This window comes from Pseudohaemophilus parahaemolyticus (genome assembly GCF_938021905.1).
Taxonomy (GTDB): Bacteria; Pseudomonadota; Gammaproteobacteria; order Enterobacterales; family Pasteurellaceae; genus Haemophilus_A; species Haemophilus_A parahaemolyticus_B.
This window is the reverse complement of record NZ_CALIFA010000077.1, coordinates 1-20,986: the sequence shown is the minus strand read 5'-3', so window position 1 is coordinate 20,986 and position 20,986 is coordinate 1. Positions and strand designations below refer to the sequence as shown.

At 37.9% G+C, this 20,986-nt stretch carries 20 protein-coding genes and 1 pseudogene; 8 read left to right on the top strand and 13 right to left on the bottom strand.

The genetic code is table 11. The features are described 5' to 3' along the window. Nucleotides 1-3 precede the first annotated feature (3 nt). From QMF79_RS08625 to rfbB, 6 genes are all read left to right on the top strand, one after another. Nucleotides 4-1,311, top strand: a complete 1,308-nt coding sequence (locus tag QMF79_RS08625) for an O-antigen polymerase (RefSeq protein ID WP_281773519.1) — start codon at nucleotides 4-6, stop codon at nucleotides 1,309-1,311. A 9-nt stretch (nucleotides 1,312-1,320) separates the two neighbouring features. After that, entirely contained in the window at nucleotides 1,321-2,787 is a 1,467-nt protein-coding gene (locus tag QMF79_RS08620) for a flippase (protein WP_281773518.1), read from the top strand. Between the two features lie 18 nt (nucleotides 2,788-2,805). Next, the gene (gene glf, locus QMF79_RS08615) at nucleotides 2,806-3,906 is read left to right on the top strand and encodes a UDP-galactopyranose mutase (protein WP_281773517.1); all 1,101 of its coding nucleotides are present in this window, start codon (nucleotides 2,806-2,808) and stop codon (nucleotides 3,904-3,906) included. A gap of 21 nt (nucleotides 3,907-3,927) precedes the next feature. Next, complete coding sequence (locus QMF79_RS08610) at nucleotides 3,928-5,238, top strand: sugar transferase (RefSeq protein ID WP_281773516.1); 1,311 nt, start codon at nucleotides 3,928-3,930, stop codon at nucleotides 5,236-5,238. A 279-nt stretch (nucleotides 5,239-5,517) separates the two neighbouring features. Beyond that, the gene (locus tag QMF79_RS08605) at nucleotides 5,518-6,552 is read left to right on the top strand and encodes an acyltransferase (protein ID WP_111428084.1); all 1,035 of its coding nucleotides are present in this window, start codon (nucleotides 5,518-5,520) and stop codon (nucleotides 6,550-6,552) included. A 169-nt stretch (nucleotides 6,553-6,721) separates the two neighbouring features. Beyond that, entirely contained in the window at nucleotides 6,722-7,783 is a 1,062-nt protein-coding gene (gene rfbB, locus QMF79_RS08600) for a dTDP-glucose 4,6-dehydratase (RefSeq protein WP_111428085.1), read from the top strand. A 102-nt stretch (nucleotides 7,784-7,885) separates the two neighbouring features. On the opposite strand, the gene nlpD is transcribed toward rfbB, so the two are convergent. The 11 genes from nlpD to wecA all read right to left on the bottom strand — a co-directional run bounded on the left by nlpD (nucleotide 7,886) and on the right by wecA (nucleotide 17,701). After that, nucleotides 7,886-9,112, bottom strand: coding sequence for a murein hydrolase activator NlpD (gene nlpD, locus QMF79_RS08595; RefSeq protein ID WP_111428086.1), 1,227 nt, complete (start codon nucleotides 9,110-9,112; stop codon nucleotides 7,886-7,888). Nucleotides 9,113-9,144: 32 nt separating this feature from the next. After that, nucleotides 9,145-9,342, bottom strand: a complete 198-nt coding sequence (locus tag QMF79_RS08590; RefSeq protein WP_373460904.1) for a hypothetical protein — start codon at nucleotides 9,340-9,342, stop codon at nucleotides 9,145-9,147. 12 nt (nucleotides 9,343-9,354) lie between these two features. Beyond that, nucleotides 9,355-9,861, bottom strand: coding sequence for a LysM peptidoglycan-binding domain-containing protein (locus QMF79_RS08585; protein WP_281773515.1), 507 nt, complete (start codon nucleotides 9,859-9,861; stop codon nucleotides 9,355-9,357). A gap of 95 nt (nucleotides 9,862-9,956) precedes the next feature. Further along, nucleotides 9,957-10,541 carry a YqaA family protein gene (locus QMF79_RS08580; protein ID WP_281773514.1) on the bottom strand — a complete coding sequence of 195 codons (585 nt, stop codon included), beginning with the start codon at nucleotides 10,539-10,541 and terminating at the stop codon, nucleotides 9,957-9,959. 16 nt (nucleotides 10,542-10,557) lie between these two features. Next, nucleotides 10,558-11,334, bottom strand: coding sequence for a 5'/3'-nucleotidase SurE (surE, locus tag QMF79_RS08575; protein ID WP_281773528.1), 777 nt, complete (start codon nucleotides 11,332-11,334; stop codon nucleotides 10,558-10,560). A 7-nt stretch (nucleotides 11,335-11,341) separates the two neighbouring features. Continuing rightward, entirely contained in the window at nucleotides 11,342-12,355 is a 1,014-nt protein-coding gene (gene truD, locus QMF79_RS08570; RefSeq protein ID WP_281773513.1) for a tRNA pseudouridine(13) synthase TruD, read from the bottom strand. A 179-nt stretch (nucleotides 12,356-12,534) separates the two neighbouring features. Further along, nucleotides 12,535-13,626: a redox-regulated ATPase YchF gene (gene ychF, locus QMF79_RS08565; RefSeq protein ID WP_005706109.1), complete on the bottom strand. Its 1,092-nt coding sequence runs from the start codon at nucleotides 13,624-13,626 to the stop codon at nucleotides 12,535-12,537. 177 nt (nucleotides 13,627-13,803) lie between these two features. Then, the gene (pth, locus tag QMF79_RS08560) at nucleotides 13,804-14,388 is read right to left on the bottom strand and encodes an aminoacyl-tRNA hydrolase (RefSeq protein ID WP_281773512.1); all 585 of its coding nucleotides are present in this window, start codon (nucleotides 14,386-14,388) and stop codon (nucleotides 13,804-13,806) included. Between the two features lie 122 nt (nucleotides 14,389-14,510). Beyond that, the gene (locus QMF79_RS08555; protein ID WP_281773511.1) at nucleotides 14,511-15,080 is read right to left on the bottom strand and encodes a DUF805 domain-containing protein; all 570 of its coding nucleotides are present in this window, start codon (nucleotides 15,078-15,080) and stop codon (nucleotides 14,511-14,513) included. A gap of 41 nt (nucleotides 15,081-15,121) precedes the next feature. Further along, the gene (gene srmB, locus QMF79_RS08550; protein WP_281773510.1) at nucleotides 15,122-16,468 is read right to left on the bottom strand and encodes an ATP-dependent RNA helicase SrmB; all 1,347 of its coding nucleotides are present in this window, start codon (nucleotides 16,466-16,468) and stop codon (nucleotides 15,122-15,124) included. Nucleotides 16,469-16,630: 162 nt separating this feature from the next. Beyond that, entirely contained in the window at nucleotides 16,631-17,701 is a 1,071-nt protein-coding gene (gene wecA, locus QMF79_RS08545; protein ID WP_281773527.1) for a UDP-N-acetylglucosamine--undecaprenyl-phosphate N-acetylglucosaminephosphotransferase, read from the bottom strand. Nucleotides 17,702-17,869: 168 nt separating this feature from the next. Here wecA and hemL point away from each other — a divergent pair, with 168 nt between their 5' ends. After that, nucleotides 17,870-19,150 carry a glutamate-1-semialdehyde 2,1-aminomutase gene (hemL, locus tag QMF79_RS08540; RefSeq protein ID WP_281773509.1) on the top strand — a complete coding sequence of 427 codons (1,281 nt, stop codon included), beginning with the start codon at nucleotides 17,870-17,872 and terminating at the stop codon, nucleotides 19,148-19,150. 68 nt (nucleotides 19,151-19,218) lie between these two features. Here hemL and QMF79_RS08535 read toward each other — a convergent pair whose 3' ends face one another. Then, a complete protein-coding gene (locus QMF79_RS08535; protein WP_005706119.1) occupies nucleotides 19,219-19,581 on the bottom strand; it encodes a winged helix-turn-helix transcriptional regulator in 363 nt (120 codons plus the stop codon). Nucleotides 19,582-19,747: 166 nt separating this feature from the next. Here QMF79_RS08535 and QMF79_RS08530 point away from each other — a divergent pair, with 166 nt between their 5' ends. Beyond that, on the top strand, nucleotides 19,748-20,599 hold the full coding sequence (locus QMF79_RS08530; protein ID WP_281773508.1) for an SDR family oxidoreductase: 852 nt from the start codon (nucleotides 19,748-19,750) through the stop codon (nucleotides 20,597-20,599). A 67-nt stretch (nucleotides 20,600-20,666) separates the two neighbouring features. On the opposite strand, the pseudogene gidA reads toward QMF79_RS08530, so the two are convergent. Beyond that, nucleotides 20,667-20,986: pseudogene (gidA, locus tag QMF79_RS08525) on the bottom strand (tRNA uridine-5-carboxymethylaminomethyl(34) synthesis enzyme MnmG); the annotation flags it as partial.

The window sequence follows — 20,986 nt, the reverse complement described above, 5'->3', positions numbered from 1 at the left end:
CTCATGTTTTTATACCTATTAGTAATCTCGCTATTTATTATATTAGTGTTGAATTTCTTAATAGTAAAATTTGACTATATGCATCCAGCGGTGTTATTTACAATTCCGTTTTTTGTCTTTTCTGTAATGTGTGCAATTGCTGAATCTGCATATCAAATAGAGTTTCATGAGGAAACTTTATTTGTTGTAGTTAGTTCTTGCTTAATACTTACTTTTTTCACATTGATAGCTCAAAGTCTATATAAAATTATAAGTCAGAAACAAATCTTAACAGAACTAAAGATAAATAATACTATTACCATTTTCTTTATTATCTTTTCTATATTGACTCAATTAGCTTTTGTTAAATATATTAGAGATATATCTATTGCTTATCAAGGATATGCAGGTAATCTAGGGGAAATGATATCCCTTTATGATGTCATGACTAAATTCTGGACGGATATTTTTAGAGAACTAGATGTTCCAATTCCTTTATTATATAGGATTGGTAATCCTATTACTCAAGGATTTGGATATCTCATTGTTTATGTCTTCGTACATAATTTCGTGGCTACAAAGAAAATAAATAAGCTACATTTAATAATTATCTTATTACTTTGTCTTAATATTATTCTAAATGGAAGTCGTAGTCCTATATTTAGAATCATTACAATGATGATGATTCTGTTTTACATTTTATATAATAAAAAAAATGGAGTTCGCAAAGGTAATATCAAATTTTTAATTAAAAGTATTATTATTATTATTTTCTCTGGTGTCGGATTTGTTATTCTGCTGAATCTAATGGGAAGAGAGAATGATCTAGGCTTACTCCATTATTTATTTATTTATGTTGGAGCACCTTTAGTTAACTTAGATAATTATTTAGCCGTAAAACCAGATCTATCCCAATCTCTAATTTTCGGAGAGCAAACTTTCAGGACATTATATGGTTATATTGCTAAACAATTAGGAGATGATTCATTAATTTTCGATACAATTGATCAGTTTACTTTTAGTAATAATGGAATTGAGATTGGTAATGTGTACACAACATTTTATTCTTTTATTTATGATTTTGATTACATAGGTTTCATTCCACTTATAGCTATAATTGCATTATACTATGTATTTACGTATCAAATGATAAAAAGTATAAAAATATCTTCTTTTAGTTCGTTATTATTTTTTTATACGTATTTGTTCAATGATTTAATAATGCTTGCATTCTCAAATAGATTTTATTCTACTGTATTAGACATTGGATTTATCAAAATAGTAATATTTTCTTTAATATGTAAGGTTCTCTTTTTAAGAAAAGTCAGTTGATTGTATTTTATGAGTAAGAATATTAAAAGTATAAAATTTAATTTTATAATGAATTTTATACTCACAGTATCTAATTTTCTTTTTCCTTTAATTACCTTTCCTTATATATCAAGAGTTTTATTACCCGAAGGAACAGGAAAAGTAGCTTTTGCTCTCTCTATTGTGAGTTACTTTACTATTTTTGCTTCTTTTGGTGTAGCGACTTACGGAATAAGGGCTATTGCACAAGTAAGAGATGATAAAGAACGTTTATCTAAAACAATGCATGAATTATTATTTATTAATATTATCTCAATGACTATTGTTTATGTCGCATTAGCTATTGCAATATTAGTGGTTCCTAAATTTGCTATGGAAAAAGAGTTATTTTGGGTAACTTCATTGTTTATTCTTTTTGCGATTGTTGGAGTAGAATGGCTTTATAAAGGATTAGAAAAGTATCAATACATTACAGTAAGAACAATTGTTTTTAAAATTGCATCATTATTTTTAGTCTTTCTCTTTGTTAAAGAGAAAAGTGATTATATTATTTTTGCTTTTATCTCTATTTTTGCTATTGTCGGTTCAGGTATTCTTAATTTAATTAACTCTAGAAAACTAATAAATTATAAACTGTATTCAGAGTATGAATTTAAGAAGCACTTAAAGCCAATGTTTGTATTATTTTTAACTTCATTGGCTATTGCAATCTATACAAGTTTAGATGAAGGGTTACTAGGTTTGCTTAGTTCACCAGAACAGGTGGGGTATTATAATGCAGCGGTAAGAGTAAAAGGGATTTTGTTTACTTTAATAACTTCATTAGGTGTTGTATTGTTGCCTAGATTATCCTATTACGTTGAGAATAATATGGAAACAGAATTCCATGAGGCTTTGGCAAAATCTACAAATTTTATTGTTGTTATTTCTGCATCTGTTGTTATCTTTTTTACTTTATTTGCTAAAGAAACTATTTTAATTCTTGCTGGCGAGAATTATGTGGCGTCTATTATTCCGTTACAAATTGTTGTTTGGGCGTTAATACTGAGTGCGATTACAAATATTTTAGGTATTCAGATACTTTTACCGCTTAAAAAGGATAAACAATTGCTTTTCTCTGTTTTATGTGCAGCTACGGTAGATGTTATCGCAAATGTTATTTTAGTACCTAAATTAGCAGCTGTAGGAACGGCGTTATCTGTTATTGCTGCAGAACTATCCGTACTCTTTGTACAGGTGATTATTTTACGTCAATATATTAAAATCCTGTTTGCTGGGTTACAGTTGTATAAGATTATTATCGCTTTACTAGTTGCAATAGCCAGTGCTTTATTTGTGAAAGATGTTGTTGGAAATACTTCTACTTTAATTATCTTTTTATGCTCAAGCTCGGTTTTTTTTCTAGCTTATTTCATTATTCTACTTCTATTAAAAGAAAAATTTATTATGTATGTCTATCATACGATATACATAAAATTTATTGTTTATAGAAGATAACTACATTGGAGAACAAAAATGTCATATGACTATCTGATTGTTGGTGCTGGATTATTCGGCTCAATTTTTGCTCATGAAGCGACTAAGCGTGGAAAAAAATGTTTAGTCATTGAAAAACGTGATCATATTGGTGGAAACTGTTATACCCAAAATGTGGAAGGGATTAACGTTCATAAATACGGTGCACATATTTTCCATACAAGTAATAAAACGGTATGGAACTATATCCAACAATTTGCTGAATTTAACCGTTTTACTAATTCTCCTGTCGCTCGCTATAAAGATGAATTATATAGCTTGCCATTTAATATGCTAACCTTCAATAAAATGTGGGGTGTGATTACACCACAAGAAGCTGAAGCGAAAATTAAAGAACAGATTGCAAAAGAAAATATTACAGAACCTCAAAACCTTGAAGAACAAGCAATTTCTTTAGTTGGGCGTGATATTTATGAAAAGTTAATTAAAGGCTATACAGAAAAACAATGGGGTCGTAAATGTACCGAACTTCCTGCTTTTATTATTAAACGTCTACCCGTTCGTTATACTTATGACAATAACTATTTCTATGATACCTATCAAGGCATTCCAATCAGTGGTTATACGGGTATTTTTGAAAGAATGCTTGAGGGGATTGAAGTTAAGCTTAATGTCGATTTCTTTGCAGAACGTGAATATTATGAAGGTCTTGCAGATAAAATCGTCTTTACTGGTATGATTGATGAATATTTTGGTTATCAATTTGGTAAATTAGAATATCGCAGTTTACGTTTTGATAATGAAGTGTTAGATATGCCAAATTATCAAGGTAATGCAGTAGTTAACTATACTGAAGCAGAAGTACCTTATACTCGTATTATTGAACATAAACATTTTGAATATGGTTCTCAGCCTAAAACAGTAATTACTCGTGAACATTCAAAAGAGTATCAAGAAGGTGATGAGCCTTATTATCCTATCAATGATCAACGTAATAATGAATTATATGCACAATATAAAGCATTAGCCGATAACACACCAAATGTGATTTTTGGCGGTCGATTAGCTCAGTATAAATATTTTGATATGCATAATATTATTGCTGAAGCATTAGAATGCGTGGAGCAGCATTTAAAATAAACTAATTATGAGGGTTTTACTTTGAACAGATTCTTATCAATAATAGCTTTAATATTATTTGATATTTTAGCTATATTTATTGCAATAGCCTTAGCAGTTTCATTACGTAAGATATTCAATATCTTTTTTGATGTACCTGTTATTGATTATTCTTATCTCTCGTTTGGAAGTGCCTATATAACCCTCATTTTTATTTTAGGCTATTTTGGTATTTACACTAAGCGATTTGATTTTTGGCATGAAACTAAACTCGTTATTCGGTCTAGTTTCTTATCATTCGCTATTTTACTTGCGGGATTAGTATTAGATCAAAATGCAGAATATTACTCCCGTAGTACATTAATTCTTATTTTCTTATTAACAACCATTACTATTCCAAGTACCAAATTGATTACTAAAAAACTATTATATAAGATTGGGATCTGGAAAAAAACAGCTAAAGTCATTACAGATAACGAAAATTTTAAATCTACATTATTTGAAGACTACTATTTGGGTTATGTTAAATCATCAGATTCTAATCATAATACCCTTTTTATTGATAGTGTGAATCTAAGTAAAGATAAATTAAATAAAATCATTGAGGAAAATATTAAGAATAGTAGAGAAATTATTTTTACTCCTGTGCTAAGTGGCTATGATTTTTCTCAATCATATATTTATAATGTTTTTAGCTCAAGAACAAATGTCTTTACTCTAGAGAATAATCTTCTAAGTAAAACAAATAAATTTATTAAGTCGGCAATTGACTATGTTTTAGTTATAGGTTCTTCATTTTTGTGGACTCCTGTTCTTCTTATTATTGCTATCTGGTTAAGGAAGGAAGATCCTAAAGGTGATGTTTTCTTTAAACAACGTCGTTTAGGTATTAATGGAAAAGAATTCTTTTGCTATAAGTTTAGATCAATGTATTCAGATCAATCTTTTATGATGGAATGGTTAGAAAAACACCCAGATGAAAAAGCCTATTATGATATTTACCATAAATATATGAATGATCCTCGCATTACCAAGGTTGGCGCTTTTTTAAGAAAAACTTCTCTTGATGAATTACCTCAATTATTAAATGTGCTTAGAGGTGAGATGAGCTTAATTGGTCCTCGTCCTTATATGGTAATTGAAAAGCAAGATATTGGTAGAAAAGCACCGCTTGTATTAGCTGTAAAACCAGGTATTACTGGATTATGGCAAGTAAGTGGACGTAGTGGCGTAGACTTTAATGAACGTGTAGAAATGGATGTTTGGTATATGAAGAATTGGTCTTTATGGAATGATATTATTATTTTGATTAAGACTTTCCAAACGGTTATTAAGAGAGATGGAGCATGCTAAATTCTATTCAATATTTAAGAGGTATTGCATCTTTATTCGTTGTACTTTTTCATATGAAATGGATGATAAATAATATTTATGCTCAGAATGATTTAGGCGATTTATTATTTATATTTAAGCGAATTACACCGGAGATATGGAGTAAGCTGGAATTAGTAAATTGCTATTTTATTTAATAATTTGTTTAGTGGTTTCTCATATTAGCTATACATTTATAGAGAAGCCATTCATTGAAGTAGGTAAGAAAATAATTAAACTTTTTTAAGTTATTAGGTTAATATGAACGACAAACAAACAAGAATATTATATCTAGACATGCTTAATATACTAGCTTGTTTTGCTGTGTTAATGTTACATCATAATGGCATTGTGCATAATTATGATATTCATACATCTGCATGGAAACAAGCTTTAGCGTTTGAGGTCTTTTTTTATTGGGCAGTTCCTGTTTTCTTTATGCTTACGGGGGCAACACTAATAAGATATAGAGAAAAATATAGTACAGGTGAATTCTTCAGAAAGAGAGTTGCTAAAACATTCTTTCCTTTCGTGTTTTTTAGCTTATTATTGTCTACTTATTTTTATCTTTTAGGACAATTTGATATAAGTAGTGTGAAAGAATGGATTAGTGCTATTTTTACAACAAGGATTCCAGAAGGTTGGGCATATTGGTTCTTTATACCTCTCTTTGCTTTATATACGTTAATTCCTGTTCTTTCGTACTTGAAAGATAATAAGAGTATTTTACTCTATATAATCATTGCTATTTTTATCACGCACTCTTGTCTTCCTGTGTTATTTCAAATTATAGGGATTCAATATAATTGGGATATATCCTTTCCTATGAATGGATATATCATGTTTCTCTTAATTGGCTTCTTGCTATCTGAAATACATTTATCTAAACGAGTTAGAATTACTTTTTATATATTAGGCATCTTAGGTGCCATTATAAGATATTGTGGTACAGTTTATTATTCGAATATAAATAATAATTTAGATAGAATATTATTTGGTTATACGCAATTTCATTCTGTGTTCTTAGCAGTTTCTATTTTTATTCTTATTAAAGAAATTTCTGTTTATGTAGAAAATGGAAAAATTATATGTATAGTAAAAGCACTTTCTTCTTGTAGCTTTGGTATATATCTAATACATGTGTTTATGATGTATAAGGTAGAATTACCTATTTTAGGTATAGAGGCAGATAATGTTTATTGGAGATTCTTTGGTGCTTTTCTTACATATTTTGCATGTTTTTCTATTGTGTTCTTAATTAAGAAAATACCATATCTGAGAAGGATATTTCCTTAAAATATGGTACTTAGTTAAGTCTAGAATCTAAATCTATGGAGGGGATAATCCCCTCTCATGATTAAATTAAATACCATTTTTTCTTTTCATTATAATGTTTTAGTTGATTGTTTTTATTCTATCAATATCATTTGCTCTTACCTCTGTTTCAAACTGATCCTCTATTAATATGCAAAAAATCGTAATCACAGGAGGTGCAGGCTTTATTGGTTCTGCGGTAGTTCGCCATATTATTGAAAACACTCAAGACAGCGTAGTTAACGTAGATAAATTAACCTATGCAGGGAATTTAGAATCTCTCGAATCCGTGGAAAATAACCCACGCTATGTCTTTGAACAAGTGGATATTTGTGATGCAAAAGCACTTGCTCGTGTCTTTGAACAATACCAGCCTGATGCAGTCATGCACTTAGCAGCGGAAAGCCACGTTGACCGTTCTATTGATGGATCTGCAGCGTTTATTGAGACTAATATAGTCGGTACTTATACCTTATTAGAAACAGCTCGTGTCTATTGGAATGGCTTAAGTGATGAGAAAAAAGCAGCATTCCGTTTCCACCACATTTCAACCGATGAAGTGTATGGCGATTTAGAAGGGACAGATGATCTTTTTACTGAAAAAAAACCTTACGCACCAAGCAGCCCTTATTCTGCTTCAAAAGCCTCAAGCGATCATTTAGTTCGTGCGTGGTTGCGTACTTATGGCTTGCCAACGATTGTGACCAACTGTTCAAACAACTATGGTCCATTCCACTTCCCAGAAAAATTGATCCCACTAATGATCTTAAATGCGTTAGATGGTAAACCGCTTCCTGTATATGGTAACGGTCAACAAATTCGCGATTGGCTATTCGTTGAAGATCACGCACGTGCGTTATATAAAGTGATCACAGAAGGTGAAGTAGGTGAAACCTATAACATCGGTGGACACAATGAAAAAGCCAACATTGATGTAGTTCGTACCATCTGTGCTTTATTAGAAGAATTAGTGCCAAACAAACCTGCAGGCGTGGCAAAATATGAAGATTTAATCACCTATGTGAAGGATCGCCCAGGTCACGATGTGCGTTATGCGATTGATGCCGCTAAAATTGGTCGTGAATTAGGCTGGAAACCACAAGAAACCTTTGAGTCAGGTATTCGCAAAACGGTGGAATGGTATTTAAACAATAAAAAATGGTGGAGTCGTGTATTAGATAGCTCATATAACCGTGAGCGTTTAGGCAACTAGTTATCGACAAGCGGTGAGATTTTTCACATAGATGCATTATTAATTTATTACCTTTAAAAAATTGACCGCTTGGATAAGCGGTCATCTTTATAAGATTTTTTGTTACTGCCTTGGCAAATAACGCATTGGGTCGATAGATTTTCCTTTGTAACGAATTTCAAAGTGGAGTCTGTTTGAGCTTGTGCCCGTACTACCCATTGTTGCGATTTTCTGACCCGCTTTTACATTATCTTGCTCATCTACCAAAATACGGTCGTTGTGAGCATAAGCACTTAAAAAGTCATCACTATGTTTAATGATGATTAAGTTGCCGTAACCTTCCAATGCGTTACCTGCATAAACGACTTTACCATCCGCTGCTGAGCGAACATCCTGCCCTTTTTGCCCTGCAATATCGATCCCTTTATTACCACCTTCAGAGTTTGAGAAGCCTTGAACAATACGCCCTGCAGTTGGTGAAACCCATCTGATTGATGATGCTGGTGCTGCTGCCATCGTGCTTTGTGTGCTTGCGTTAGTTGCTTTAACTTGCGGCTGAGCTTGTTGTTCAACTGTTGCTGTTGTTGCTACAACAGTAGGAGCAGAGCTAGTAACATTTCCTGCAGAAGCTTGAATAGTCGGTTTTACAGCTGTATTTGCAGAGCCTACACCCGCTTTTACAGGTCCTGTAATTTCACCTTCAGAGGAATAAACTGTGCCATTCTCCCCTTGTTGGTAGGTCACTTTTGGTTGAACTGGCACGGTCACGGTTTCTTCAACAGTAATAGTTTCTGTACCTGATTTACCTGTTTTGAGCTTTTGCCCAACCGTCAATTGATATGGCTCGCTCATATTGTTAAGAGCGGCGATCTCTTTCACATCTTTACCGATTACGTAAGCAATTAAGAACATGGTATCGCCTTTGCGAACGGTATAAGTTGAGCCGTCATAAAAGCCTTTTTGAATCTGGCTGTAAATGGGGGCATTGTTTGCATCGCGAGGGATCTCAAAGTTTTGATCGACTTTTTTCTCAACCGTTTTAGTTTTTTTTACTACTTTTGTGGTTGTTTTTGGCTGCTCAGGCTGTGCTGTAATAACAGGATTTTGCACCGCTTGATAGCTTGGTGTCGAAACCGTTGGGGTGCTCATTGTGCTTGGCATATTCACAGGTTGAATATCTGCCGTTTGCCATCCCATATTATTGCTTGCTCCTGTGCCCTCCACAGGTTGCATTATCCCTGGTGAGAGTTCGCTACTACCTGAAGCATTTACTACAGGTGCAGGCGAGTTAGCTGAACAAGCGGCTAGAATGCTTGCAGTAAGCGGCAAAATCAGAAAATGTTTTTTCATGATCAATCCTTTTTCTTCGTTTTTATTTATGTTTATTTTGTTGTTGCTTTCATTGAATCAGGCATAGGAGCTGTTTGAAAATCACCCCAACTAAAGCTGCCGTTCGTTGCCCCCGAACCCTCCACAGGTTGCATTAAGCCTGGCGATAATTCATTCGGGTCAGTCACTTTTTCCGCACTACAAGCGGTTAAAAATGCACAAGAAAGTGCAAATAACATTACTTTTTTCATCATGAAATCCTATTAACGCACTCGTAGTGTTTGACCCACTTTTAGTTTTGTCGTCGTGCTAATGTTGTTTAATGCGGCAATCTCAGCTGGGGTTTTGCCTGCAAGGAAAGAAACAAAATAGAGCGTATCTTGTGGACCAACGGTAATAGTGCTATCTGTGTAACAACCTTTGGTCATTTGAGCATAAATCGGTGTGCCCGCTTCATTGCGAATTACTTGGCAGTTGCCGATACTGTCTGAAGAACCGTAGTTTGCGTTGTTGTTATAGCTAGTGTGGTTGGAGCTTGGTGCGGTTACTGTAGGTTTTGCCGTTATAGGTGCAGGTGTGTAGCTCGGTTGTGAAATCGGTTGGTTCATTCCGCTTGGCATTGAAGTAGGTTGAATATCTGCTGGTTGCCAAGTACCACCGTTTGGCAGGGTGTCTGATGAGCTTTCGGTAACTTCCGCAGAGTTGTTTGAAGTACAAGCTGTTAATGCAAAAGTCACCACAAGTGGTAATAGAAGAAATGATTTTTTCATATCGGTATCCTGTTCTTTTATTTAAAAAATTTTCTGATGTAGGAATTGAATCTGCTCGTAGGGGCAGGCTTTATCCCCGCCCTTTATATTTCAGTTTATTTAGTAAATTGATAAATTGTATAAGCTACTACAGCTAAGGCAATTGTACCCCAGCCAATTAATTCGATCGAACGGCGGATTTTATCTGCATATTTTTCGCCACCCCATGCAGAGAGTTTTGCCACCAAAATAAAACGGGCAAAACGCGAAATAGCCGCAGTAATCACAAATGGGAAGAATGCCATTTGCATTACACCTGCACAAATGGTAAAGACTTTATATGGAATGGGCGAGAAACCTGCAAGGAAAACCACTGCCACACCCCAAACTTCAAACCACGCTTTTGCTTGGTCAAAGCTGGCTTGCATTCCCCAGTTTGCGATTAACGATTGCACCCATTCGAATGCATAAAGTCCGATAAAATAACCAATTACGCCCCCGAGTATTGAGGAAATGGTTGTATAAAGTGCATATTTAAACGCATTGTGCGGTTTTGCCATCGACATTGGAATCAACATCACATCGGGCGGAATCGGGAAGAAAATCGCTTCAATAAAGCTCACAAAACTGAGCCAATACGCTGCGTACGTGTGCTTCGACCAGACCATCGTTTTGTCGTAGATTGTACCAAATAATTGCATAAACTTTATCTTCTCTTTAGAGAATTTGTTGTAAATCAGTGAGTGAATGGTGTGCTGTCATATCCACTTGTAGCGGAGTAATTGATACACAATCTTGGTTGATCGCATAAAAATCTGTGCCTTCGCTCTCATCAATAGCTGTGCCGTTCGCGCCAAGCCAGTAAATTGTGCCACCTCGTGGATCTTCGGTTTTCACAATTTCTGCTGCTTGTGAACGCTTGCCTTGGCGGGTAATCATCGTGCCTTTTAGTGCTTCATACGGTAGATCGGGCACGTTGATATTTAAAATTTCACGGTGCGTAATTATTTCTGGTTTGAGTTTGGGTAAAAGTGCTAACACCACTCGAGCAGCGGTTTCAAAGTGGTTCGAACCAAACAGATGCCCATAATGTTTATCATTGCCTTTTTTACCCACAAGTGAAACCGCCAAGCAAGGCAGAGGCAGATGACGCCCCTCTAACGCAGCTGCCACAGTGCCTGAATAGATAATATCATCTCCTAAATTTGCCCCGTGATTTATGCCCGAAATGACCAAGTCAAAATCGTTGGGTAACAATCCATTTAAGGCTAAATGCACACAATCCGCGGGCGTACCTGAAGTCACTGCATAGTTAAATTCGTCAAATTTTTGCACACGCAACGGCTCTGTCAGTGTTAAACAGTTAGAGGCTGCTGAACGGTTGCGATCTGGGGCAATAATGGTGACACGATGACCCGCTTCACGCAACATTCGTGCGAGAGTTTGAATGCCTTCTGCGTGAAAACCATCATCGTTGCTCATTAAAATATTCATCATTTCCTTATTCTTCTTCGTTTAATATGATTAATTCACGCACCAATCCCGTTGCGTAACTGCCTGAATTTAAAAAGAATGTTAGGCGTAATCCTTCAGGTTCAAACTGCCAATGGAGATCTTGCGGTTTACACAATATCGCACGACGAGCGGCATTTATTCGCTCTTTTTTCATCAAACTGATTAAGTTTTCATGCTGTGCTACGATCGCTTTTTCACTCTCATTACCCTTCTGTTCGAGCGAATTTTCGCCAATCAATGGTGCGGTAAGTAAGACATCATTTTCATCTAAACGTTGTTGTGATTGCACTAAATCTTCTGCTTTTACTTCAAAAAAGCTGTTTGAGCCAGCTAGTTGCAGATAATCGCCTAATAACACCGTTTGCATTTGATGATCGGCAATGCGCTGTGAAACCACTAAATTAAACACCTCTGAACGAGCCGCGGAAAGGTAAAAACTGCGTTTTTTACGATCTTTTACTGAAATTTCACCGCTTGCCCAGCGTTTTGCTTGGGTTAAATTATGCCCATCACGCCCAAAACGTTGTTCGGTAAAATAATTAGGAAAACCGACTGCTTGCAATTGATTCAAGCGTTGTTTGAGTTCATCGGTTTCTTCTACATCGCGTAGTAAAAGCTCGAAATAGTTGCCTTCCAATGCACCTGTGCGGATTTTACGGTTATGACGAGTCACTTCTAAAATCTCTACGCCTTCACATTCAAAGGCAGAAAAATCGGGCGTTTCTTTACCCGCTAAGTGTAAACAGAACCATTGCTCGGTCACTGCGTGGCGATCTTTCAAGCCCGCATAACTCATATTTTTCGCGGAAATGCCTACGAATTTTGCCAACTGCTCGCCTACAAAAAGGGTATTGGCATTAGTTTTACGCACTTTTACTGCGACAAATTCGCCTTCGTCTGCAAGTGGATAGCCTAGCTCTTCTCGCACAATAAAATCTGCAAATTCGGCTTTTAATCTGCCCGCTTGTTGAGGTTTGCCTAATAGATAATTTAGTTTCATAGTTTGTGTTTAGTATTCTAACATCGTTTAATGAACGTAGGGGGGAGTTTATTCCCGCCCACATTTTATAAAATTTATTGGGGGTAAATTCCTCCCTTACGCCAATATGATGTAAAACAGCCGCTGTATGATTATAAAATAAGTAATACAAGCGGCTGTTTTTCGTAGATTTTTTGTTATTACACGTTAAAGCGGAAGTGCATCACATCGCCATCTTGCACGATGTAATCTTTCCCTTCTAAACGCCATTTACCCGCTTCTTTCGCACCGTTTTCGCCTTTGAATTGAATGAAATCATCATAAGCAATCACTTCTGCACGAATGAAGCCTTTTTCGAAATCGGTGTGGATAACGGCAGCCGCTTTGGGTGCTGTTGCTCCAACAGAAACCGTCCATGCACGTACTTCTTTCACGCCTGCGGTGAAGTAAGTTTGCAGATTTAACAACGCATAGCCTGCACGGATTACACGGTTCAAACCAGGTTCTTCAATGCCTAAGTCTTGCAGGAATTCGGTTTTTTCATCGTCGTCTAATTCTGCAATTTCCGCTTCAATCGCTGCACACACAGGCACAACCACCGAACCTTCTTTTGCCGCAAATTCACGCACTTTGTCTAAGTATGGATTATTTTCAAAACCATCTTCGTTTACGTTGGCGATGTACATCGTTGGTTTTAAGGTTAAGAAATTGTAGCCTTTGATTGCCAACAATTCGTCTTTGTCTAAATTGACTGAGCGGATCATTCCTGCATTTTCAAGCACAGGTAAGATTTTTTCCATTACAGAAAGCTCGAATTTCGCTTCTTTATCACCACCTTTTGCACGTTTTTGTAAACGTTGGATCGCACGCTCGCAGCTATCTAAATCCGCTAATGCTAATTCAGTGTTGATAGTTTCAATGTCATCAAGTGGGTCAATTTTGCCTGCAACGTGCACGATGTCATCGTTCTCAAAACAACGCACAACGTGACCAATCGCATCCGTTTCGCGAATGTTAGCTAAGAATTTGTTACCCAAGCCTTCGCCTTTGCTTGCACCTGCCACTAAACCTGCAATATCTACAAACTCCATCGTAGTTGGTAATACGCGCTCAGGCTTGACGATTTCTGCTAATGCATCTAAACGTGGATCAGGCATTGGTACCACACCTGTGTTTGGTTCAATGGTACAGAACGGATAGTTCGCCGCTTCAATACCTGCTTTGGTTAATGCATTAAAAAGAGTTGATTTACCAACGTTTGGTAAACCCACGATACCACATTTAAATCCCATTTTTTGTTCCTTATAAGTATACTTCCCTCTTAGATTTCCCCTCTTTAACAAAGAGGGGTAGGGGAGATTTGGCAGAAGTAATTTCAACCTCGTGAGAAATTCAATATGGTTATCAAATCTCTCTCATCCCCTCTTTTCTAAAGAGGGGGGCAAATTACGAATAAAATAATAAATTAGTTACGCCCTAAACCCATTCAATCGATTAGTCGCCTTCACAATACCTTCTTTAAACAGCACTTCTACACAGCGACTGGCTTCATCGACTGCGGCATCAATTTTCTCTTGGTCTTGCGGAGCTGGTTTACCTAATACATAACTTGCAACTACATCTTTATGACCTGGATGCCCAATGCCAATACGCACGCGGTAGAAATTATTGTTGTTACCAAGGCTTGCAATAATATCTTTCAAACCGTTATGTCCGCCGTGTCCGCCGCCTTGTTTGATTTTCGTTACCCCAGGGGGAAGATCTAACTCATCGTGAGCAACCAAGATTTCTTCAGGTTTAATGCGATAAAAATTCGCTAATGCACCCACGGCTTTTCCACTTAAATTCATAAAAGTAGTGGGTACAAGCAAACGAACTTCGCCCTGTGCAGTATTGATTTTTGCTACTTTGCCAAAGTATTTCGCTTCTTCTTTGAGCGAAGTGTTATACATTCTGGTAAGTTCATTCACAAGCCATTCACCTGCATTGTGGCGTGTGCCTTCGTATTTTGCACCTGGGTTGGCAAGTCCAACAATCAATTTAATTTGCGACATAATTTTGGCTTCTATTGGCTGTTAAATAAAAGGCGATATTGTAGGCAATTTGGGTAGATTTCTCAAGGTAAAAAGCAAGCGGTGAGATCTACAAAATCTTTTACAAATTTCACCGCTTGAAATTATGGTTTATCTACTAATACACTAATGGATGTTTGTTCAACGGGCTCTGTTTGGGGCTCTGCTTTTGGATCTTTGCCATATTTGTTGGTAAAACGTTGTCCATCCATAAATAACAAAACACCGAGATAGATAGCGTACATCAATAATACGAGAGGCACCACAAGACCTGGAATGATGCTCGGATTTGCTTCATTGATATCCATAATGATAAAAGATAAAAATACTATAATTGGCAAACCTAAATAAACCGCAAGTTGCCACCAGCCCGAGAAGCCTAAATCGTGCAGGCGACGAGCCGAAAGGCTAAAATGGGCGAGCGTTGTTACCAAGCTAAAAAGAGAATAAGCAAGTTCAAAAATCAAAGTGCCTGCATTGGTAATTATGTTGATTGCTTCAGATTGGTAGGTTGCCGCTAAAAGATTTCCACCTAAATCGAATACTACTGCAGGAACAATAATAAGAGCTAAGCTGATTAAAAATGAAATCAAGTTAAACCAACCAAATTCCGCCCGACGTGCTCGCCCGCGATAGGTAAATGTTTTTTTGAGTGCTTGAATAAACCAGTTCATATTGTTTCCTTATTTGCAATTTATAGGGAGAATTTTACCGCTTACGCGTTGTTTTCTAATGCTTTATCACCACTCGGCTTTCTGCGTTTGCCAATATTTTTGGTATCTTTATGACGCACTTTTACCTTCGTTTTTGCGGCTTCTTTTTTCGCCTCTTTGCGTTTTTTGATGCGAGCTTTCTCTTTTTTCGTGGTGGTGTTGGCTTCGCCATCTTTCGGAGCTTTGGTTCGCGGTTCTAAACCTTCAATCACGCGTGGTTTTAATGGCTCTTCAGTGTAGCGTTTGATTTTACCAAGCAGTTTATAATCGTGGGCTTCCACCAAGGATATAGCTGAACCTTTTTTACCTGCACGTGCGGTACGACCGATGCGATGTAGATAAGTATCCGCACTGTAAGGTAAGTCAAAGTTAATCACAAAATCGACATTATCAATATCAATACCGCGAGCGGCAACGTCGGTTGAAACCAATACATTCACAATGCCCTCCTTTAAGCGAGAAATCGCCTGATTACGTTGGGTTTGTGCCATTTCGCCCTCTAAATAAGTGGAGCGAATACCACGTTTACGCAAGGTTTCGCTCAGCTCACGCACATCTTCACGGCGGCGAACAAACACAATCGCTTTGTCCATTGATAATTCGCTAATCAAGCGAGCAAGCTGTTTAGTTTTGTGCTCAACATTATCGGAATGGTAGTACCATTGCTGGATTTTCTTACGTTCGCGGCGGCTTGGTTCGGCTTCGATTTGTACAGGATCGTTTAATAAACGCTCCGCAAAATCGGTCAATAATTCACCCTCAAGCGTTGCTGAGAATAACCAAGTATGTTTACGCCAACGGGTTTCTGCCGCAATTTTTTCTGCATCTTGCCCGAATCCCATTTGCAACATTCGATCGGCTTCATCAAAAATCAGAATTTCTACCGCACGACAGTCAAAATTTTCTTCTTTGATGTATTGCATTAAACGACCAGGCGTTGCCACCACAATGTCTTGATTGCTGTTGAAAATTTCACCGTGATTTTGGTATGCCACACCGCCCGTAATAGTGGCAATACTGAGTTTTGTAAATTTCGCCAATGCTTCTGCTTGTTCTGCCACTTGCATTGCTAATTCACGGGTTGGTGTTAATATCAAAATACGTGGTGCACCAGGTTTGCGGCGTGGGTAATCTAATAAATGCTGAATGGCTGGCAGTAAAAAGGCGGCAGTTTTGCCTGTGCCTGTTGGTGCTGAACCTAATAAATCTTGCCCATCTAAGGCGTGCGGAATAGTTTGTGCTTGCACAGAAGTGGGGCGTTTGTAGCCTTTTTCATTTAAGGCTTTGAGCAATTGAGGGGAGAGATCAAGCTCTTCGAATGTGGTTAAATTCGGGGTTTCCGTTGTCATGCTAATCCTTACTAGCGGTTAAATTTTGCTAAATCTTTGCAAGTATAGCATAAAGGAGAGGTAATTATTGTGACTTAATCCTCGCGTGTGAATTATAAGGGTACACACGAGGAATTGAATAAATCCGAGTGTACAAGAATTGCCTTTGTACACTACGAATTTCTAAAGATGTTTATTTGCTCCTTTTCTCATTCTCCGCTTCAATCTACGTACAAAGCGGGTGATTTTCCACGCACGCACGATACTGTAAGCGTAAAGGAAGAACAGGGCGATAAAGGCAATGACCATTGAAGATTGATCCCAATAATTCACTTCGCCCAGTACGCCAATGGTCGCACAAACGGCAGCCCAAAAGGTGATCACAGCAAGAGCTTGGCGGGAGGTTAAACCTGCACGCATCAACAAGTGGTGCAAGTGCAAGCGGTCAGGTCTGAACGGACTTTTCCCTTTTTTCAAGCGGCGGAAAATGACAGCAACCATATCAATTAACGGTACGGCAATTAGCCATAAACCTGTGATTGGACTGATGGCGTGCCCTTGTCCTTGGGTGCTTAATAGCAACATCCAGATGATGGTAAAGCCAATCAGCGTGCTGCCTGAATCTCCCATAAAGACTTTCCATTTTGCCCCGAATACGCTTAAATTGAACATTGCATAGGGAATAAGCGTGAGGATAATTGCCAAGCACCAAAAGGCGATAGCGTGTTCACCGTTAATCCACATCAACACTCCAATGCCTGCAAAACTTACGCTGGAAAGCCCCGCGAGTAAGCCATCGATGCCATCCACCATATTGAATGCATTGATTACGCCAATGGTGATAAACACGGTAAAAAGCAAACTGAAAAAACCCAGCTTGATACTAAATGGAGCGATAATTTGCCCTAAACTTTCGAGCTCTAAGCCACTGTAAATCATTGCACCCGCAAGCACGGCTTGAATGCCTGCACGCAATGCAGGGCTGATGTCAAAGCGGTCATCTAATACACCGATGAACAATAAAATCGTGACCGAAAGCAGATAAAGCCCAGGCAACGGCATAGTGTCATATTGGAAAGCGTAAAAGGTTAAATTGCCTAAAAAAAGTGCAATACCGCCGATAAGCGGAATCAACCCTTGATGGCGTTTACGGAAATTGGGTTTGTCCACCAAGCCAATTTTCTCAGCCACAGGACGCATAAAAATGAGTGACGCAAAAGAAACGATCACTACGGCTATAAAGGTTAGCCACATCATATTTTTTCCTAAAATAGAATGATGAAATTATGCGAAGAATAGCACAAAGGCGAAGATCTTGAAAATTTTTTGCAAAATTACGCTGAAAAATAACCGCTTATTAATTATTCCCGCTCTGCTTATTTTTCAGTAAAATAGCCCCGAATTTATTACGAGGAATTTATTATGTCAAAATCAGAACAACTCTTTGAAAAAGCACAGAAAGTCATTCCAGGTGGGGTAAATTCGCCCGTTCGTGCGTTCAAAGGTGTGGGCGGCACGCCTGTTTTTATTGAAAAAGCGGAAGGGGCGTATATTACCGATAGCGACGGCAAACGTTATATCGATTACGTAGGCTCTTGGGGGCCGATGGTATTAGGGCACAACCACCCTGCAATTATTGATGCAGTATTAAAAGCCGTACCGAACGGCTTGAGTTTTGGAGCACCGACCGAAAGCGAAATCACGCTTGCCGAATTAGTGTGCAAATTAGTACCTTCAATTGAATTAGTACGAATGGTAAGCTCAGGCACAGAAGCAACAATGTCGGCAATTCGCTTGGCTCGTGGCTACACAGGTCGCGATAAAATCATCAAATTCGAAGGTTGTTATCACGGGCATTCAGATAGCTTATTAGTGAAGGCTGGCTCAGGTGCATTAACCCTTGGTCAGCCAAGCGGCCCTGGCGTGCCAGCGGATTTTGCAAAACATACCATTACTTGCACGTACAACGATTTAGATTCGGTAAAACAAGCATTCGAGCAATACCCAACTGAAATCGCTTGTTTGATCGTTGAACCTGTCGCAGGCAATATGAACTGTGTTCCGCCAAAAGCGGGTTTCTTACAGGGCTTGCGTGAATTGTGCGACCAATATGGCACGGTATTTATTATCGACGAAGTGATGACAGGCTTCCGCGTTTCACTTGGCGGTGCACAGTCTTACTACGATGTAAAACCAGATTTAACCACGCTCGGTAAAATCATCGGTGGCGGGATGCCAGTAGGTGCTTTTGGCGGTAAACGTGAAATTATGGAAGCAATTGCCCCAACAGGCCCTGTTTACCAAGCAGGTACACTTTCAGGCAACCCAATCGCAATGGCGGCGGGTTTGGCTTGCTTAACTGAGCTTTCCAAAGCAGGCAATGAAGAAAAATTAGCCGAGAAAACTAAAACCTTGGCAGAAGGCTTAAAAGCATTGGCAGCCAAACACAATGTACCATTTGTGGTGCAATATGTGGGTGGAATGTTTGGTTTATTCTTTACCGAGCAAACTGAAGTAACTAGCTTTCAAGAAGTGATGAAATGTGACGCAGCAAAATTTAACCGCTTCTTCCACTTAATGCTTGAACAAGGCATCTACCTCGCACCATCCGCCTTCGAAGCAGGCTTTATGTCGCTTGCACATTCTGATGCAGATATTGAAGCAACATTGCAAGCAGCGGATAAGGCATTTGCACAGTTATAAAAGATAATTTTTGTAAGGGCTAAGTTTTGTGTGAGATATGACTTAGCCTTTCTAATTTCTTTTGTATACTATTTTGTGACAGTCTTACTTCGTAAAATTTTCCCTAAATTCGTTTCCAACCAATCCACCAGCTCAAACATCTTATTAGAAGCCTCTGCTCCAAATTCTGTTAATGTGTAATCCACTTGCGGTGGCACGGTATTATAGGATTTACGGATTAACATACCATCAGCCTCCAATTCCTGCAGGGTTTTAGTCAACATACGCTCGCTTACGCCATCAATAGCACGGCGAAGTTCACTAAAACGCTTGGTGCCAGAATGTAAACTCACTAACACTAATGCGCCCCAACGACTGGTTAAATGTTGCAAAATTTGGCGAGAAGGGCAAGCTGAAGCCAGTACGTTCCCACGATTTAAATTTTTTTCCATTTTTAATTCCTTAAAAATCAACAATTTGAAAATTATTTTTAAAAAATTACAAAACTTACGTTTATGTAAGTACTTCTCAAAAGTAAGTATTGAAATATAATACGCCACATCAAGCGAACAATCAAATGTTCAAATATCATTTCAACTTAACGAGAAGGAAAACACCATGACAACTAAAACTATCGCAATTACTGGTGCAACAGGTCAATTTGGCGCAATCGCATTAAACTTATTAAAAGCAAAACAAGCAAACGTCATCGCGCTTGTACGCTCTCCAGAAAAAATTTCAGGTGTAGAAGCCCGCAAATTTGATTATTCAAAAACAGAAGGTCAAGTAGAAGCATTACAAGGCGTAGATACTTTAATTCTTGTTTCAAGTAGTGAAGTCGGTCAGCGTGCATTACAACACAACAACGTAATTGAATCAGCGAAAAAAGCGGGTGTGAAACATATTATCTATACCAGTTTACTCGGCGCGACAAACGATAATACCGTAAAATCCCTTGCCGGTGAGCACGTTGAAACTGAAGCCGCATTAAAAGCTTCGGGTATTACTTACACTATTTTACGCAATGGTTGGTACACCGAAAACTACACAGCTTCAATTCCGGCAGCATTAGCAAACAATGCTTTCTACGGTTCAGCAAAAAACGGCAAAATTTCGTCTGTACTTCGTGCAGAACTTGCTGAAGCAGCAGTAAACGTCGCATTAAGTGAATGTCATGAAAACCAAACTTACGAACTTGCCGGATCAACCAGCTGGACATTAGCCGACCTTGCAGCAGAAATCAGCAAACAAACAGGTAAAGATATCCCTTACGTGGATATTCCTGCAGCAGATTATGCCGCAGCACTTGTACAAGCAGGATTAGATGAAGGATTTGCAGGCTTAATTGCACAATGGGATGTAGATGCATCAAACGGTGCATTATTCTCAGAAGACAAAACCCTTGAGAAATTGCTTGGTCGTCCAACAGCAGGATTGGATGTAGCAGTGAAACAAGCTCTCGCCCATTAATAAGGTTCTTTAAATTTAATCATAAAAAAGTGCGGTTAGTTTTAACCGCACTTTTCATTTTTAAACATTATTCGCCGCGTTTCAACATACCTTGTTTTTTCAAATTCACCAGAATAATTGAAATTGCCGCAGGAGTAATGCCTGAAATTCGGCTCGCTTGACCAATTGAAACTGGACGATGTTGTTCTAACTTCGCACGTACTTCATTCGATAAACCAGACACTTTGCTGTAATCAAAGTTAGCTGGGATAGCTGTATTTTCGTGGCGTTTTTGTTTTTTAATTTCTTCTTGCTGATGCTCAATATAGCCTTGATACTTAATAGCAATTTCTACTTGTTCTACGGCTTCTCGGTCTTCCATTGCCGGTTTGTATGGCGTTAAAGAAG

Bases quoted from the DNA above. Each gene is read 5' to 3' on its own strand.
- nlpD (WP_111428086.1), bottom strand. From the start codon at position 9,112: ATGAAAAAACATTTTCTGATTTTGCCGCTTACTGCAAGCATTCTAGCC.
- QMF79_RS08535 (WP_005706119.1), bottom strand. From the start codon at position 19,581: ATGGAAAAAAATTTAAATCGTGGGAACGTACTGGCTTCAGCTTGCCCT.
- ychF (WP_005706109.1), bottom strand. From the start codon at position 13,626: ATGGGATTTAAATGTGGTATCGTGGGTTTACCAAACGTTGGTAAATCA.
- wecA (WP_281773527.1), bottom strand. From the start codon at position 17,701: ATGTGGCTAACCTTTATAGCCGTAGTGATCGTTTCTTTTGCGTCACTC.
- glf (WP_281773517.1), top strand. From the start codon at position 2,806: ATGTCATATGACTATCTGATTGTTGGTGCTGGATTATTCGGCTCAATT.
- hemL (WP_281773509.1), top strand. From the start codon at position 17,870: ATGTCAAAATCAGAACAACTCTTTGAAAAAGCACAGAAAGTCATTCCA.
- QMF79_RS08585 (WP_281773515.1), bottom strand. From the start codon at position 9,861: ATGAAAAAATCATTTCTTCTATTACCACTTGTGGTGACTTTTGCATTA.
- srmB (WP_281773510.1), bottom strand. From the start codon at position 16,468: ATGACAACGGAAACCCCGAATTTAACCACATTCGAAGAGCTTGATCTC.
- pth (WP_281773512.1), bottom strand. From the start codon at position 14,388: ATGTCGCAAATTAAATTGATTGTTGGACTTGCCAACCCAGGTGCAAAA.
- QMF79_RS08605 (WP_111428084.1), top strand. From the start codon at position 5,518: ATGAACGACAAACAAACAAGAATATTATATCTAGACATGCTTAATATA.
- QMF79_RS08625 (WP_281773519.1), top strand. From the start codon at position 4: ATGTTTTTATACCTATTAGTAATCTCGCTATTTATTATATTAGTGTTG.
- rfbB (WP_111428085.1), top strand. From the start codon at position 6,722: ATGCAAAAAATCGTAATCACAGGAGGTGCAGGCTTTATTGGTTCTGCG.
- surE (WP_281773528.1), bottom strand. From the start codon at position 11,334: ATGAATATTTTAATGAGCAACGATGATGGTTTTCACGCAGAAGGCATT.
- QMF79_RS08555 (WP_281773511.1), bottom strand. From the start codon at position 15,080: ATGAACTGGTTTATTCAAGCACTCAAAAAAACATTTACCTATCGCGGG.
- QMF79_RS08590 (WP_373460904.1), bottom strand. From the start codon at position 9,342: ATGAAAAAAGTAATGTTATTTGCACTTTCTTGTGCATTTTTAACCGCT.
- QMF79_RS08620 (WP_281773518.1), top strand. From the start codon at position 1,321: ATGAGTAAGAATATTAAAAGTATAAAATTTAATTTTATAATGAATTTT.
- truD (WP_281773513.1), bottom strand. From the start codon at position 12,355: ATGAAACTAAATTATCTATTAGGCAAACCTCAACAAGCGGGCAGATTA.
- QMF79_RS08530 (WP_281773508.1), top strand. From the start codon at position 19,748: ATGACAACTAAAACTATCGCAATTACTGGTGCAACAGGTCAATTTGGC.
- QMF79_RS08580 (WP_281773514.1), bottom strand. From the start codon at position 10,541: ATGCAATTATTTGGTACAATCTACGACAAAACGATGGTCTGGTCGAAG.